The sequence below is a fragment of the Peptoniphilus vaginalis genome (genome assembly GCF_900176605.1).
Classification (GTDB): Bacteria; Bacillota; Clostridia; order Tissierellales; family Peptoniphilaceae; genus Peptoniphilus_A; species Peptoniphilus_A vaginalis.
The window spans coordinates 693,793-711,941 of the sequence record NZ_FXLP01000005.1 but is presented as its reverse complement, the minus strand read 5'-3'; the positions used below and the strand labels follow the sequence as shown (position 1 = coordinate 711,941).

Genomic DNA, 18,149 nt, shown 5'->3' with positions numbered 1-18,149 from the left:
ATTATTGGTTTTAAAGATTTAATTTTTGATAGTTTTTATAAGGATAATAACTTTCTTCTTTTGACGAGTTTGTTAAAAGTGGATACTCTTTTTCTTCTTTACATAAAAAAGAGACTCGATTGATTTAACGAGTCTCTAAAATATTTGAAATAGTTCTTAAATATCTCTATATTTATTTAATATTTTGGCTTATCGCCACCACAGGGATGAGTTCCTTGTTATACTGTCAAGCTCTTTATATTTAAATATAAAATTTAATTTCTACTATAATACAAGTTACGATAGTCGATAATTTTTCACAAATTATCTTTTAACATAAGCCTACTCATCTTCCAAAGTTATTGAGGTGTGGTAAGTAGACAGAAGTCGCTCCTTAATCCTTAAAGGAGTTACTTCCTTGGCATAGGCTGCATTGCGTATTAAATTGAAAGATTCCCTCAAGAATTTAACAAAGTCCGGGTTGTTAGAAACAATGTATTTAAAACGCCATTTTGAAGAGGAATACAATTTTTTGGCTACGAAGGTGTGATCAGTCATGTAAAAAGATAGGGGAAAATCCCAATCTAAAGGTTCATTTGCATAAGGGTCAATCATATAAAAATGAGAGGCCCTCATGGACTCCAATCCTTTGGACATAAGATCAATACATTTTTTCATATCGTCATTATCCATTTTCAAGATGTGAGATGCTAATGACAATTTATGTTCTCTAAGAGAACGGAAAAAAGGAACTGAGTTAATAGTAATAGTCATATTTCCATTATGGTAAGTAGCGTTTTTTAATTTTAAGGTATTTTTTAATACTTCGCTATCAAAGTTCTTAATGTGATTTTGCTTTAAAATTTTGTTAATCAAGCTTTCATTTAAGAAAAAACCATCGAAAAAAGAAGCAAAAATATGAAGATTATGATCACGGTAATTATTTCCTTGGAAAAAATCTACCTCAAAATAAGGGTCTTGAATAGTTTTCATCAGCGTATGCTGATGAAGATTTAAAGACTTTATATAAGCTTCCGTTTGTTCGAGTACATCAGGATCAGTGACGTAATTACAAATAATTGGCAAGCCATTTTCATCCATATGGAAATAAAGAACAAAATGATTAGGCACATATATAAACTCTGGTTGACCAGCGGAAACTGTACGATTATAAATAAAAAGATCGTAATAAATCATTTCTGTCAAAATATAATAAATATCATAAAAATCATCAAATTCAAAAAAAGAACCAGGATTTTCTAAGATAAAATGAACATCCACAGGTGTTTCGTTTGAAAATAGAAGCAGGTTCTGATAACTGCCGAAGATGCTCTTAAGGAAAGAATAATTAATATGATAAAACAAATTTACTTTTTCATTACCCAAGGGTTTTGAATAGAGCGAAAACAAAAATTGTTTAATTGCATCTAATCCGACAATGGTTTGAAAAGGATTGTCACCAATTAACATTAAATTTTTATTGCGTTTGTAAAAGCTTTTAATATAGGAAGAATTTAATGCGTTATATATGATTTTTTTCAAAATCACATTTGAAGCCAAATCAAGATTACCTGGTAAAAAACCACGCACATCTTCTTGGAGGTTATTACGATAAATAACATCTGCAAAGCGGTTGGACAAATAAGAGTTTGTGGATTCAACCTGACTTAAGCTGGGCAAGTAGTGTCCATTTAGCCACTTGCTAAAGTAAGATGAATCGTAATGCAACTCTTGAGATAGGTCTTTTGATTTTAAATGGGTTACTTTAATTAATAATTTTAAGAGAGTCTCGTAATACATACAACGATGTCCTTTCAAAACAAAATGTAAGAATTTTTATATTTAGTATAAAGGAGTGAAAAAGAAAAGTAAATAGAAGTCCCCATTAAATAGGAAATTAGTTAAAAATAATTGAAAGTTTAAATATAAAAGTAAAAAAAACCTAGGGGGGGGGTAGAAGAAAAGCCGTAAATTCAAGGGTTTATACATAAGGATTAAAGAAACTTGAAAAATAGGATTGTGAATTCAATAAAATTGGAAAAACGCACTGGAAGAACATACACGGAAAGAGTATAATAACTTAGAAAAGTTCAGGTAGATTCTTTTTAGGGGGGATTGAGTATAAAATGAGAGTCTGAACTGTAGAAAATAACTGCAAGAATATAAGCTAAAAAAAGGAGGAATTGATTATGAAAAAAAACCCTAAGCATTTAGGGAATTTGATAGTCTTATTTGTCTTAATAATTACCATATCAATTGTACCAAACGTTTCCTTTGGGAACGGATGGCACGGAGGTTTTGGGCAAAATAAACAAGGACAGAAAACCATAGACATTCGAGATGATGCCATGGAAACAGTCACTAGAGATGATAACTTCCAATACTCTTATGATGATTATGTCAATATCAAAAGAACAGAACATCCCGACACGGGGAAGATCGACTGGGAAGTTGACTTTATGCCCACAGGTGGTATATGGCGAAGCAAGTTAACCAGTGGTAACGGCGGCGGGATAAAACACGTCTTATTTTTGCCACACATGGCCGATGATAGCGCCAAAGATGTAGTTATAAATCGAACAAAATGGCGCTATGACTACGGGAAAGGCGGAGACTGGAATGTTGCCTCCAAAGATGTACTTAATGTAGGAATCGACCAAGAAGGAACCAACGGCGTTCAGAGATTCAACAACCCGGACAAAAACCGCTGGCGTTCTGAAGATGACGGTAAATATCAATATAGAAACAATACCAACTACTTCAATATGAACTATAAGTACTTGGAAAGCGCCTTCCAAGGAACAGATCTTTTCGACACCTTGAATTTTTGGCGTCGATACAATGTTTTAGAAGGCGTTGGAGACGGCAAGTATGGAACCTTCCGCTACTGTCTCAACGACTGGGCAAGCCAAGCCGATGCGTCGAGCACTTGGAAGTTCACTACCAGTCACGGCAAGGGAACAGACCTTTCCAAGGTTGTTTTGATTGCCGGTACTCGCGACTACGGCAACAATCTGTATTCTTACCAACGACACTTTAGAGTATCCGGGTCCATGGGTGTGGGAGCCATTGCCCGTATGGACATGACCAAGGATATTTATGTAGACAATAAGTTGCAATTAACAGATACAGAAAAAGCAGCTATAGAAAAACTATTAAAGGAAGATTCCAAAAAGAAAACAGAAGCAGCAATGAGGTCTGTGGGAACTTTAAGTAAAGCAACCCAAGATAAGGTACTAAATGCAATCCAAAACAGTTCCGTAAGCTACGAGATTGATCAAAAGGCGAAAAAAGTTGTAGCCAAGATGAATTTAAGCTATACCATGAGGGGTGCTTCTGGAGCAGACCTTACCTTTAATCAACCGGTGAAGATGGATATTACAGACCATCTAAAGTTAAAAAGAGATTTGATTAAGGGTTCGGAAGGAGAGCCTAAGGAATTCTTAGCCTACAATGGCGAAGATGTTAAGAAGGATTATGTAAAAGTAACTTTTGACTATAACAGTTTCCAAGGTGGAAAACTTGTAAATAAAGCTGAAAAACCAGAAAGCTTTTACTACATCCACAAGAATAAAAAAATCGACAAGGCGAAAAAAACAGGGATGGATCCAGAACTCGGTTATCCAAACAATGTTTACCCTGGTGTAGGGGAAACGGCTGAACTAGAAAATATGGTTTTCTCCCACTGGGCTTGGTCTAGAGATGGAGAAGAGAGTAAAAAAGATGCCTTTGATAAAACAAACGATGTATTTTATCAAAGCGACAAGAAAGAACTTGAAGCTAAGACTCTTTACGCTGTTTATAAGCCTATCTTAAAGATAGTCCTTCATAATGGAAAAGATGGTAAAGATGAAAGAATAAAAGAAATCCCAGTTACTAAGGATATGTTCCAAAATAGAAAGGCATCAGTTAAAATTGATCAACCTTATTACAACTCAAGTACACCGGGAAATCTTGGGGATGACTTTAAGATGAAGGATCAATCCTTCGTTGGTTGGACAATCCAAAAAGGCTTAAATGTATCCTTTGGAGATCACTTAGTAGACAATGCCAACCAAATCTCTGCAAAAGCATCGGGTAAGTATATGGTTTACACCTTGAAGCAACTGCAAGACGGCAAGAGTTTGACAAAAAAAGATGGAAAGTATGTAAATCCACCATATCTACCTAACGGATTCAACTTGGTTCTTGAAGGGGACTTACAACAGATTGCAAAGGACAACCAAGGTGTAATTGATCTATATGCCAACTACAAGCCATATATCACTGTAACAGCGAAAAAAGAATTCAAAAAATACGATTGGACTAAGAAGAAGTACGAGGATTACAATGGGGATAAACCAAAAGTTTATATGGGTCTTCTATACAGAACTCATGTAACCAACTTTAATGACCCAACAGTTCACGTAGATGCAAACTACCACCCTCTAAGACCAAGAGACTATGGTGTAGATGAAACGTCTTGGGATGCTTACAAGCAAACAGTCCTAAAAGAATATAAAGGAAATAATACACCGACATGGAAAGTTAGAGGCTATGACGAATTTGGTGTACGTATATCCTACTCACTTGTAGAAGTGCCTGATGAATATATGAATGATTACATGAATTTTACAAATGACTGGGCGACATTGGGAGTACAAATCTTCCACCACGCATCAGGAGCCGGAATCAATCCAGATGCTCCAGCAGATCCATGGAGTGATGGTAGACAAGTTGCAAAATTGCAAACAGTAACCATCCCTAGTGAAAAAAATAAGGGACAAGTTGATGCCTTTACAGCAGCAACTACTAGAAAAACAATTCAAAGCAAAGAACAAGAAGGTACTAATGACTACAATGGGTACGAAATTAAAGTTGCAAATATTCCTGTTGATGTTCCAAATCCAAACGTAGATACCATAACCCATAGTGATACTGAAGCTATCATTAGCTACAGTGAAAATAAATCTCCTGGTGCACAAAATGTAGATAAGATTCACATTTATTATACTCCTAAAGATAGTGAAACCTATGAATATGAATTGACTTTAGACAAGGCAAAAGGAACATGGACAGTCCATGGAACAACTGCATCTCCAGATTTGTTCAAGGCGGAATTTACAGATAAAAACCATACTGCTGTTCGATTGGCTTTTAAAAATCCGGATGTTAATAAATTCTTCTGTACCGAAAGCAGTGATGGTAAACAAAAGACTGATAAAATGAGGGTATCTAACAAGAAGGGTCAAAAAGAATCAAGATTTACACCAGTTACCTTTGAACCTTTGCGTGATTCCAATAGGCTTGTACACTTAAGACAAGAGCACAATGAAACGAAAGACAATAAAGAATATACTGTAATTGCAGCGACACTTCCTTCTCCAACCCTTTATGAAGCAAAACAAGGAACAGTTTACGCCCTAGTGAATAAGAAAGAGTATGATAAAGTCCTCAGTAAAGTTCCCGGAGCACAACAAAACCCGACATTTGCTCAAGGAATTGTCGATGCCGATGCACAGGAAAAAGCCAAAGCTATCAGTGCAGAAGTAGACAAACAAATTGCGGCGGATAGCAAAAACGGACACAACTACAAGGTAACGGTAAATGGTGTAGACTACTACACTTATTACCTACGAGAAGCCTTGCCTTCCAACAGTACCATCTATTTCAAGATTCCAAAACCGGAATCAGAAGCTTTGGATGACAATACTTTTTATATTGTAAGTATGGAAAAGAAGAAAAAGGCAGTTTACTCTGAAGAAACCTTAAAACTTGATACAAAGGCAAAATTAGATAGGGCAGAAGCCATTACAAGCCCAGGTTCTTTAAGAGCAAGTATCAAGGCAATTATGAGTGAAGATGTAAAACCGAGCCATACAATTAAGATAAGCTATCCTGGTAAGACTAGAGAGTTCCAACTCAATAGCGTAAAAGTGAACAATGATGGAACAAGAGAATTTATAGGCACAAGCATTGCACCTTTAGGACAAGACATTTCCGTAACCTATATCGATTACTTTGGAAATAGCAAAACCATAAAGACGAAAATCAATGTGCCGGAATTCATTACACTTGGAGTTGTAGAACCTAAACGTTATTCAAAATATATCTATGTTAATAGAAGAGATGACAGCCAAGGCGCAAGTGTTACTGTAAAAGTTATTAGAGGTGGTACACAATTCACCCTAAGTGAAGTCGGTAATACAGGTAGATTTAGGTTTACAGGAGGCGGCAAGGATGATCGTCTAAAACCTGGTGATATTATTGATGTTAGTGGCTCATTAAATGGTAAAACAACTTACCCATATAGGGTTAAGGTACGTTAAGGAGGTATGATATGAAAATTTCAAATAGAATATGTTCAATCCTCCTAGCAGGTTTAATGTTACTTCCATCCGCATCTGTTTGGGCAGAGGAGGACACTCAAAACAAGTCTTCCCAAAGCTACCAAACAAGAGATGCAGGAGATGAAAATGACGCCATTCCTATTGGCGTACAAAGTAAAGTCAGCGCTCAGGGTTTAAAAGGCAAAGCATTCCCATGGAACACCTACTTTAAAAATATGGGATATGGACAAATAGGTGTCTATAAACAATGGATTACCTACTTTAAGGATAGTTCATCCTACCAAGCCGATCCTAACGAAGGCTCCCATTTTTCAACAGGCTATGAAGATGGATCAAGACCAAAGAACATTCCGACATTAACTTGGTCTTTTGATATTCCACCTCTTAATGGAGAGTTTTACGGTTTCCATTCCGATAACAACTTTAGCGAGAGAAAAGACATTCCAGCAACCTACGAAGAATCAACCGGTTGGATACAAGAAAAAGCCAACCATAGTGTTTGGAGTAAGGGTGAACTTCATGGTGTTTACACTATGGAAACAAAGATTATGGAACACCACAAGCCAATGCTAAATGTAAGCTACAAGACCCCCTATGGAACAGAATTTAGTGCATCCGATCAGGGCGATATTAGTGACATGGTGCCGGAAGAGTTAAAGGTAAAATTCTTGACAAGTGATAAGGCTACTAACGATGACATTGATGCCTTCGATTTACCAAAGGAACCGGGCGACTACAACCTTTGGGAAATCGGAGACCAAAACGGAACCTATGTTTTCGATAGCTATGCCTTTACAAAAGAAATGCCGCAAGTAGCTGTCTTAGATAATTACGGAACCAATCTTGTCGGCGACAGGGTTTGGACGAGAAACTTTAGACACGGCAAACGCGTTAAAAGCATTAAGTCAAGCTACGTGGAAGGCGTCGGCGGGAAGATCGAACTAGAGCTTATGCCGAAAATTATGGAAGTGCCGGCAGATCAAGCTGGTAAAGTTCCCGATGGATATCAACGTATTACCCTAGATGCTAATGGTACAACTATTGGCAATCAATCAGTAAGTGGTAAAATCCAAAATGGAAACTTTAAGAAACAAGCGTGCTCCTATCTTGATGTGCGAAATGAAACAAAATGGAACGACGGGGAATTGCTTCAAAAGCTTAGGGCTATAACAGCCCAAGGAGATAAAGGCGAAATTCAAAATGAAGAGCATCCTTGGACGGGTAAAGGCTTAGAAAATATATTCTCAGGAAAAACAGATGATTATGTTGAAACAACAACCTTAAAGGCCAACTATGAACCGACTAAGGTTATCATTCCAAAAGATGATGTAGCTGACAATCCTGGCGACAACTATGTAACTCTTACACTACACGGAACAAGTAAGGCAAGCACAAAAGAACGTGGTGACGGTAAAATCTATAGAAAAAAAGATGGAAAAGATGAAACAAAGGGCAACCAAGTAAACTTTTGGATTAGAAAAGAAACCCCTATTGACTTTGCTACTATAGACCAAATTATGCAGGCAACAGACGGATACTATCCAAAGGCAGATAGTCCATTTATGACCTTTAAGGCATGGCACACAGATGAAAGAGCAACTGATGCCAATATATTAGGAGAAGTTAAAAACGGCGTCCACACTCCAGAAAAGTTAATAGCAGATAGCCACGACGTCAACTTATATGCATCATATGAGGATCAAAAGATGGCGGACAAATGGAAAAATTATCTACAAGTTAAAGATATAAATGTCCTTCAACGTCGTATATTAAATCCTGAAGATGATGACATTAAGAATATATCAGATCAGGCAGTTAAGGATAATGTAATTAAGGACATCCAAGACCTTTGGAAAGGCGCCGTTGAAAAACGTCAACCAAAGCCTGATGAAACCTTCCCTGAAGAAATTCAAGGTGATATTCCAATAGAAAAAGTAGAAGACCAATCTAGTAGAAATGCCGATACGGCGGGAGATAAAGTCGGCAACATAAAAGTAACCTTTAAAGATGGATCGACTTTAGAACTTAAAAATCAAAAAGTTAAAGTAGAAGCTTATCATGCAGACTATGACAACAGCACAGTCTTCAAGGCAGGCGACACTCAAGAAAAAGTCACTTTGAGAAAAGAAAAACCAGAATACAAGGGCGGTAGTGTTGCTATCGCACTATTAGACGGAGAAACACAAAAAGAATTGTTAGGAAAAGCAACTCTGGACTCCACTGGGAACTATATAGTTGAAACCAATAGACAACTTGTTGCAGGAGAAAAAATCCGAGTTCAAGTAATGCATCCTGGCTATAAGACAGAGGGTCACTGGTGGACTAAGTGGGTTCAACTAAACACTGGACCACTAAAGGAAAGCTATGACCTTGGTAATAATCTTTATGACAAGCTTGGTAAAGACAACACCTTGGATAAGACTAAGAAGGATGCCTTAAAGAAAGCTATCGACAAGGCTAAAGAGTTGATTAACGACGATGGAAGTCCAAAAGTTACAACGCCAAATGAAGAAAATCAAAAGGCATTGGATAAAGCTAAAAAAACAATAGATGAGGCTATCAAAAATCTTGGTGGTAATGACCTATTGACTTTACTTCCATACTTGCAAGTAAAAGCCCTTGCAGTTTGGGAAGGAGAAAAGCCAAGTCAAGATGACTTTAAGGCACAAGTCGGACTAAATGACAATGTAGAAAGTGATCCGAATAAAGACAAAATAAAAGCAACTTGGGATAAAGTAAAAGATAAAATTACTTTTGAAATTCCAGAAACCTTAGATACTAACATACAAGAGCCAAAGGCAATGAAGATGATAACAAGTCAAGTAAAGATTAAACTTGACGAAAATACAAGTCTTAACAAAAACTTTGACCTTTATGTATATCCGGACCTTGCAATTGATCCTAATAAGGACAAGCAACCAAGCGACATAGGATTCTTGCCACTGCCAAAAGATTATGGATATTTAGCCTTTGTACCAGGTACTGGAATAGAAAAGATAAAAGACAACAGTCTTTATATCTATAAGGCAAAAGATGATTTCAAATTACTTGAAAATCAATTCCCAATCCTTAGTGCAGACGGTGAAAAAGTTAAAGATGCCTTATTGCCAAGCTTGAAATTAAAAGCAGGATCTACAGCACCAGTAACTTGGAAGGCTATGGATGCATATGAAATCACAAAACCTGCATCAGGTAGTGCAACTTATATGACAGAAGAAGACTTGCTTAACAATGACTTCAAACAAGATCCAAAACCGACTTTAAAGGAAGAAGAAGTCAATAATAACACTGTTCTTACAACACTTCCAAAAGTTAAAGTCCTTGGAGAAAAGGGAAAAGAAGTCACAGTCCTTGTAGCAAACGCAAAACCTACAAATCAGGCACAATTGCCAAAACCTGTAATAAGTCAAGGACATAATACAGATAATGGTGAAACAACAATCACAGGAACAATCACAGGCCAACCACAAGGAACAAAACTTGCCCTCTATATTTTAGGAAATAAAGTGGACATAGATCCAATTCCTTATGATAAAGAAGGTAAATTTACTGTAACCTTACCAAGTACCTACAACACATCAGGAGTAGAACGAAAAGTTTACCATGGTGATTCCGTTGAAGTGAAAGCCTACTACGAAGGAACTGATGCAGCTTACGGAGAAAACGTCAGTGATAAGCTGATTTTAGACAAAAAGGCACCTGAAATAAAAAATATTGTTTCTGAAAATATGCCAGGACAAGCACAAAAAATTTCAGGTTCAATACAAGATGAAAACTTGCCAGGAAAAATCACTTTAAAAACTTCAGACAATGCAACTATTAGAACAGTTGATATAGGTGATAATGGAACATTTATTGCGACAATCCGTAAACCTGCAAGAGGGGGAAGTATAGTTCTTATAGCTGAGGATAAGTTTGGAAATAAGACTGATGAAACTGATATGAGAAATCTTGCAGATCAACCTCAAATTAGTGTTAGCGTTGAACAACCTTTTGCTGGTGAAACAGAGATTTTAGTTTTCACAGTTCCGGGAGCTAAAGTAGAAGTATTTACTAAGAATGGTGAAACGGAAACGTTAATTGGAAGTGCAATTGCAACTTTTGATTCTATGACAGTAGTAAAGCTTGAAAGTTCACTTGTAAAAGAACAGACAATTTATGTTAAAGCAAGTAAATATGGTTATCAAAGTCAGGCTACAGATACAGTAATAACTGTTAAATAAGTTATATAAATTCTTATGACTTTATGTAAAATTAAAAAAGGAGAAAGTATGAAAAGAAAGATTATTTCAAGCCTTCTTTTGCTATTCATGCTAATGAGCACAATCATAGCCCAACCAGTATTAGCAAAGGCAGAAGGAAATGTTGTAGGTCAAAAGTTGACCTTCAATGCTAAAGATTTTGGGCTTTCAGAATACGAAAGCACTCAAACAAAAAGAGAACAAAGTTATCGTGCAAAAAATCCAATACGAGTTAAGAGATATGCTAGACTTTTCTCAAATGGCGTTTCATTTAGAAGTGCACAACCAGATCCTCAATTGGGATTTGACCCAAAAACAGAGTTTTTGTTTCCTCTAAGATTACAAATATTGACTAAAAATAGTAAAGCAGGATCTGACGCAGGAGGAATTAATCTTAATGATATTGGATTAAAGGATGGATTTAAAATCAAGATTAATCAAATAGACTCTAGGGGAAACATTAAAAATGTTTTTGAATCAGATAAGATTCTTCAAGCTGGTCTTGAAGCTACAGATACTAAAACAGGGAATGCAAAAGGAATTGTAACCTTTAAATATGCTGCAGGATCTGAAGATGTTACAGAAGGAAGAAGACAAGCTGGAGAAAAGGCAGATAATGTCAGAATTTATGATGACTACGGCAAGGCATTTAGCTACGAAATTGTAGCGGAGGATTCAGTAGAATATAATATTCAATTAAGAGTTCGAAAGACCAATGCAGACCCTGCTTATAATAAAGATTATATTCATATGGAGTTACACTTAATTCAAATTGCAAACTCTACTATGAAAAATGAAGTTGTTGATAAGAATGGAAAAGATATTAAGTCAGAACTTAAAGATGGCCAAAAGTTAATAGCTTATTTTGGCAGAATTCAAGGTGGAGCCAATTACTTTATTGATTTTTCTAAGAAACAAACAGTCCTAAGAAAAGACTTTGGAGATCAAAAATTAATAGCTTTAAATGATTTGTCTATTATTAGTAAAAATAGATATCATCTAAGAAGAGCAGAAAATTTCAGTTGGAACGAGGATGGCTATGTAACTTTAAAAGATAAACAAGATAAAGATATAGCATTTAAGGTTGAAACATCTTATGACTGCGTTAAGGGTGGACTTGTTAAATTTATTAAGCAAGACAAAGTTATAATTCCAGATGAACCAGGTCAAGGTGAAACACCTACACCATGTCCTTCAACACATTATGAAGTAAACTTCAAAGCTGGAGCAAATGGTACATTAAAAACTGGTATGAAGACAAGATTCTTTGTACAAAAAGGCTTAACTTGGGGCGAAGCAAAAGAAGCTGAACCTAAACTTACAGTACCTGTACCAGTACCAAATACTGATTATAAGTTTGATGCTTGGTATAAAGAAGTAAATGGTGCATTAGATAAAACAAAAGCTGGCTTACCTGAAGATACTACAACAGTGGAAACTGCAACTTATCAAGCTGAATTTACAGGAAAGGATAAGGTTGTAGACAAAACACCAGATGATCCAAATGTTACACCAGAATTGCCAAAGAAACCAAACCCTGATTTTGATCCAAGTCAACCTGAAGGTGATAATAATAAGAGAGAAATACCTGATGATGATTATGAACTAATCACTTTCAAATCTGATGAACACGGATTCTTAAATGCAGGCAAAAATATTACTCGTAAAGTTTATGCTGTTTTAAAAACATCAACTTGGGCTGATGCAAAATCAGCAGATCCTAAGATGGACGTACCATCTATTGACAGCACAACTTTAAAATTAACAGGAGCTGACAACTACACCTTCACAAAGTGGACAAAAGATGGTAGCACTGAAATTTCATTACCTGAAGGAACTAAAAAAATTAGTGAACTTACAGATAAGACTTTCATCGCAAAATTCGAACAAAATGAAATCAAGAGAGGCAAAGAAACAACTGAACCAATTCCAGATGGATATATTCGTCTAAAATTCTCTGCTGGTGAAAATGGTACAATTGCTACTGACAATAAAGCCGACCTAATTATCGATGTCTTAGAAAAGGCAAATAAAAAAGTTGGCGATTACACAAAACCAAAAATTACACCAAATGTAGGATATAGCCAAAAGAAAGATCCAAACGCTTGGGACAAGGCAGACACACTTGTTATTAATAGTACAAATGCAACAAGTGAAGATAAGAAAGAATTGATTGTAACAGCTCAATATGATAAGAAAAAGAGCATTATAGACATTACACCAAAGCCACCTACACCACCGACACCAGGAACTGAACCTGAAGATCCTAAAGGACCTACAATTCCAGACAAAAATATACCAGATCCAGACTATATAGTTGTAGCTTTTAAAGCAGGAGCAAATGGTAAGATTAAGGGTGGAAATAAGTTCTATGCCATCTTAAAGAATATGACTTGGAAAGAAGCCAAAGAATATACTCCTGATACAACAAAAGGAGAAGCAAAACTTGTTATTCCAAGTGAATTTGAACCAGAAACTGGTTATGGATTCGTAAATTGGAATCCGACTCTTCCGACTGATGAAAATAAGAAATTGGAAAAGCTTGTACAAGCAGGAGAAACTAAATTAACTTATATCGCTAAATTTGATAAAGATATCAAAGAAGATGACAATAAAGATGAAGAAGGATATCTAAGAGTTGTTTTTGATGGCAACGGAGGTATCTTAAAAGGAAATGTTAAAAATTCATACAAGGTAAGAGTAGGCGTAGCAGGAGTTGCAGGTTCAGAATCTTCTAAAAAAACTTATGCAGATCTAGCAAGATTTTCTGCTACTAACTTCGTAGCCACAGATAATACTACTGATGATGGTATCACTCCACCAATAGATCAAAAATTTAAAGAGTGGAGAAAAGGTGAAGAGACAAAAAAACTTGATGGAGCAATTGAAATTCAAGGTACAAGTAAGAGCGTAATCACTGTCAAAGCTTACTACGAGTCTGAAACAGCCTTAGTGGTACCAAGCATTACTCAAACAGTAAGTCCAGCTCTTCCTGCTGATAAAAAAGATGATGATAATACTGCTCAAAAGGTACTAAAAGTTAACTTTTCAAATGATCCAACAACAGGAGCAACTTATAAAATTGTAAAAGAAGATGGTACAGAAGTAGCTACTGTCACAAATCCACAAAAAGGCGATAACTATGTAGAAATTCCAAACACTGTAGTGGATAAAGACATTGTAAAGGTTAAGGTAACAAAACCGGGAATGAATGAAAAGACATCAGATTCTATAACTCTTGATTTGGCAGGACCTACATTTGCTGACTTGAAGATTGTAAAGAAGACACCTCATATAGCAACAATAACTGGAAAGGTAACAGATACACCGGCAGGAGTTTATTGGGTTAAGATTAAAGGAAAAGGTCCAAATCAAACTGATACATTTGTTGAAATTGGTACAGATGGAGCATTTTCAATAGATATGCCTATAACTACTGATGATGAATACACTTTAACTGCCAAGGATAATCTTGCAAATATTTCTGAGAAGAAGACATCAACTGGTGATGTAGATAAAAACAATAGCTTCGATAAGAGCAAAATCAAAAAAGTAACTATTGAACAAGGATATGCTGGCGAAAAAGAAATACTTGTATTTGCTGAAGAAGGTGCAACTGTTAAGTTATATAAAGTCAATGGTGGAAATGAAATAAGTTTAGGAGAAGTTACAATTTCATCAGGAATGGGAAGTTTAAGTATTTCAGATGAAAATGGATTGGTTGCCAATGAACGTATTTATGCTATCGTTATAAAAGATGTATCAAATAATGATATCAGTAAATTCAACACACCAGCGATTATGACAGTAAGACCAGTGACAGGGGAAAATGTTACTCCTCCTACAAACCAACCACAAGCAGCAGCAGAAGGATCACAATCATAAGCAATGAGGATAAGCCCAAGTATTTGGGCTTTATCCTAAATTTAAAGGAGGTAAAAGATGAAAAATAGAATACTTTCATTTGTTTTGTCTTTACTGTTTGTATTAACACTTCTTCCAATAAATATTTTTGCTTATGGAACTAAAACGAATCAACAGAGACTTGTAGTTGAACCTCAGTGGAATGAAAAAGACATTCAAGATGTCTATAATCTTCTAAATAAAGATGATAAGGAGTTTGAAAGTCTTTTCGATTTTGAAGCCATGAAAAACCTATATAAGGAACATGGGAAAAATTCTTTTCAATCTTTGGTTAAATCTGCCAATAAAAATGGTGGACTGGAAATTGAGAATTTAAGAGCAGGCAATTTAAGAATGAATCATGTAAATCAAAATATTGATCCCGATATTTTGAAGATTAAGCATGAATTAATTGTAAAGGTAAATCTTAAAAATTTCATTGACCAAAGTGGCCATAAGAATATGGATATATTCCACGAAAATTCTCCAAAGATAGTTATTCAGAAATTAAAATATGATGAAAATGGAAATGAAGTTAGTGTAGGAGCTCCTATAACTACGACAATAAATCAAGCAGGAGAAGTTTCTTTAGGGGAGACAGAGGCCTATTACGTTGTAAATAATGAAATAAGGTTCTACCATTATGCTCATGATTTTCAGAGCGAAAAGTTTAAGTTCAATTTAAAAGAGTTCTATTCTAATGGGTCTTATAAAGAAGGAAATAAGCAGCTTGTATTTGATTATGATATTTATCAAGTAGCTGCTTCAAAGATAAAGCTTGAACTACCTGCGGGCATCGAGTTAAAAGAAAATCCAATTGGGCTCTTTACTGGAAGAACTAAGAATGGAACTCAAAAACCTGTTCGATATTATCTTCCGAAAGCAGGTGGAGAAACCATCATAAGATCTGATAGCGGAAATCAAAGACTTTTAAATCCAAGAATCTATTTACCTAATTTAGATGAAGTTTATTTAGGAACTATTAAACTAGAGGGTCAAACAAATGAAAATACAATTTCTTGTGTTTTGAAGGATGGCACAAGTAGAACTTTTAAGGTTTCTACATCCGGAAACTTTGTAGATGGTTGGACCATCCAACTGCTACCAGAAAATTCTTTTACTGTAACTTTTGATGCAAAGGGCGGGAATCCAACACCTCCTGCACAAGTCATTGAAAAGAATAAGACTGCAAAAGAGCCTAGTGCCCCTAAAAAGGAAAATTTCATTTTTCAGGGCTGGTTTAAAGCAGGAGAAGAATCAAAATTTAATTTTTCTACACCAATTAGTGGGAATACTAGTTTAGAAGCGAAATGGAAGCAAGTAACCTATGGGCCATTTGATCCAGACCAACCTGGAGGGGAACCACAAATTCCTGATACCGACAAAGACCAGTATGTAACTGTAATGTTTGAAGCTGGAGCTAATGGTAAATTAATTATGCCGAGGACAATTCCAGAAAAATTGGTGAAGAAAGTTGCCTATAAGGTTCTAAAAGAAACTCCTTGGTCAGAAACGGGAATTACATTCCCTCAAACCCAAGGTGATCCAAAAGATAAGTATGAACTAGATAAATGGGATAAGGCTATACCAAGTACAGGCAAGGTAAGTCAAGGAGAAACATTTAATGCATCTTTCAAAGAGAAAGTTGCTCCAAATCCACCGACACCACCTGTACCACCACAACCTCAACCACAACCTCAACCTGTACCTGATTCGTCAAATGATGGTTTACCTGGAATAAAGTTCCACGAGCCAGTTGAATCTATTCCTGTTTATGTTCACAGACAAGAGGAGATAGAAAAGGGCATCCATTATATTTATATTTATGGTTATGAGGACAAGACTATTCGTCCTGAAGGTAAACTAACTCGTGCAGAGGCAGTTGCTATGTTACTTCGCTTAGTTGGGGCGGATTTATCAAACAAATCAAAACTTGACTTTGTAGATACTCCATCTGCTTGGTATAATGGTGCTTTAAATGCTGCCATGAAGAAGAAACTTTTAATTGCTGATGGTAATAAGTTACGTCCAAATGAACCTATTACTCGTGGAGAGTTTGCTTATGCTTTGTCTAAGATGGATTCTATGAATGATGCTAAGGCACCTTATAGAGATATCAGAGGTCATGTATTTGAGGATGCCATAAACCAAGAATATGGTAATGGTCGAATCAAAGGATATCCTGATGGAACTTTTAAACCTGATAATAATTTGACTCGTGCTGAAGCTGCAACTCTTTTAAATAATTTTGCAAGGAGAAGGGTTACTCAAGCAGGTCTAGTTAAAGTTAAGGATAAGGTCAAAGTATTCCCTGATATTGATGAAAGCCATTGGGCTTATTACGAAATTGTTGAAGCTGGACATACTCACCGTTATGAGCGTCCAAGTCATACTTTAGATGAAACATGGGTTGAGATTTTGGAATAAATCTTAGCATAATTTTGTTTTAAAATTTTAGGAAGATTAAATATTTTTAAGGACATGGCGAGATTACTTTTGATCTATGCCAAGTCCTTTTATTCTATGAAAAGGAGTTTTTATGAAGTTAAGGAAGTTTTTATTTGTTTTTATTTTGGCTGGATTATTGTTTACTTGCCAAGTATTTGCTGAAAGAGATATTAAGATTTTAGTAAGGGGTGATGAGGTTAAGAGTGACGTTATGCCTGTTATTGAAAATAATAGGACTCTAGTACCTATTCGTGTTATCAGTGAAAGTTTAGGTTATGTTGTTTTATGGGATAATGATAATCGTGAAGTGAAAATTTCTAAGGATGATAAAAATCTTATTTTAAAAATCGACTCTAAGCTTATTAGTCTTAATGATGGAAAAAAGAAGGATGAAGTTTCTATTGATGCACCGGCTAAAATTATTAAGGATAGGACTTTTGTTCCACTAAGAGCTGTGGCAGAATTATTTGGCGAAAAAGTTAATTGGGATGATAATACTTCTACTGTTTTTGTGGGTGATATTCCTGAAGCTATTTCAATAGAAAAGAAGAATAAAAATGATAGTAAGGAAAAGAAGGTTATTTTAGATAATAAAATTTCTGTTAAAGAAAGAAATCCAGAATCTTATCTTAAAGTCTTGCAAGAGAATGTAAGTGATCGTGGTGCTATTACTTTTGACAAAAAAAATGCTACTTTCAATCTCACTCCTAAGGATATGGCTGCAAATTTTTATAGGTATTTAAGAGATAATGATTCTTTAGAAAAGGATTTTAAAGATGCATTTGATGAGGAGATTAGTGTAATTAAAGATTATAGCTTACAGATTAAAGATGATAAGGGTGTTAATTATGGTCTTAGAATTACTGATCCAGATAATGTCAACAAGACTCTAGTGCTTATTCGTGATGGTAAGGTTATTGAAAATAATTTAAAAAGTACTAAGTAATTTTAACAAGATAAGTCTTTTGTAGAAAATTTTAAATTAAGTATTCTTTAATAAAAGACCTCTATAATATCTGTTGGGGATTAAATCTCTAACAGATATTTTTATGTAAAAATTTTTCCGGTCAAAGAAATTATAAAAGCATATAATGATAGTAGGGAATAGAGAAACATTTACAAAATAAAAATTACAAACTAAGATAAAAAGAAAACTAAAAGGGAGTAATAATATTGAAAGAAATAAGAAATCAAAAGGGACTAAATTATAAATAAAAAAGAAAAAGATGAAAATATAAAGCATAAAGTT

The 18,149-nt window shown here is 35.3% G+C and carries 6 protein-coding genes; 5 read left to right on the top strand and 1 reads right to left on the bottom strand.

The features are described 5' to 3' along the window. Window positions 1-321: 321 nt before the first annotated feature. On the bottom strand, window positions 322-1,779 hold the full coding sequence (locus CAN42_RS08165; protein ID WP_085876268.1) for a hypothetical protein: 1,458 nt from the start codon (window positions 1,777-1,779) through the stop codon (window positions 322-324). Between the two features lie 389 nt (window positions 1,780-2,168). On the opposite strand from CAN42_RS08165, the gene CAN42_RS08160 reads away from it, so the two are divergent. From CAN42_RS08160 to CAN42_RS08140, 5 genes are all read left to right on the top strand, one after another. Further along, window positions 2,169-6,287, top strand: a complete 4,119-nt coding sequence (locus CAN42_RS08160) for a hypothetical protein (RefSeq protein ID WP_085876267.1) — start codon at window positions 2,169-2,171, stop codon at window positions 6,285-6,287. Between the two features lie 11 nt (window positions 6,288-6,298). Then, window positions 6,299-10,531 (top strand): hypothetical protein, encoded by a 4,233-nt coding sequence (locus CAN42_RS08155; protein ID WP_085876266.1) that lies wholly within the window; start codon window positions 6,299-6,301, stop codon window positions 10,529-10,531. Between the two features lie 48 nt (window positions 10,532-10,579). After that, window positions 10,580-14,434 carry a hypothetical protein gene (locus CAN42_RS08150; protein ID WP_085876265.1) on the top strand — a complete coding sequence of 1,285 codons (3,855 nt, stop codon included), beginning with the start codon at window positions 10,580-10,582 and terminating at the stop codon, window positions 14,432-14,434. Between the two features lie 57 nt (window positions 14,435-14,491). After that, window positions 14,492-16,879 carry an S-layer homology domain-containing protein gene (locus CAN42_RS08145; RefSeq protein WP_085876264.1) on the top strand — a complete coding sequence of 796 codons (2,388 nt, stop codon included), beginning with the start codon at window positions 14,492-14,494 and terminating at the stop codon, window positions 16,877-16,879. A gap of 112 nt (window positions 16,880-16,991) precedes the next feature. After that, window positions 16,992-17,846, top strand: coding sequence for a copper amine oxidase N-terminal domain-containing protein (locus CAN42_RS08140; RefSeq protein WP_085876263.1), 855 nt, complete (start codon window positions 16,992-16,994; stop codon window positions 17,844-17,846). The last annotated feature ends 303 nt before the right edge of the window (window positions 17,847-18,149 follow it).

Coding starts and splice junctions, on each gene's coding strand:
- CAN42_RS08165 (WP_085876268.1), bottom strand. CDS start 1,779: ATGTATTACGAGACTCTCTTAAAATTATTAATTAAAGTAACCCATTTA.
- CAN42_RS08150 (WP_085876265.1), top strand. CDS start 10,580: ATGAAAAGAAAGATTATTTCAAGCCTTCTTTTGCTATTCATGCTAATG.
- CAN42_RS08140 (WP_085876263.1), top strand. CDS start 16,992: ATGAAGTTAAGGAAGTTTTTATTTGTTTTTATTTTGGCTGGATTATTG.
- CAN42_RS08145 (WP_085876264.1), top strand. CDS start 14,492: ATGAAAAATAGAATACTTTCATTTGTTTTGTCTTTACTGTTTGTATTA.
- CAN42_RS08155 (WP_085876266.1), top strand. CDS start 6,299: ATGAAAATTTCAAATAGAATATGTTCAATCCTCCTAGCAGGTTTAATG.
- CAN42_RS08160 (WP_085876267.1), top strand. CDS start 2,169: ATGAAAAAAAACCCTAAGCATTTAGGGAATTTGATAGTCTTATTTGTC.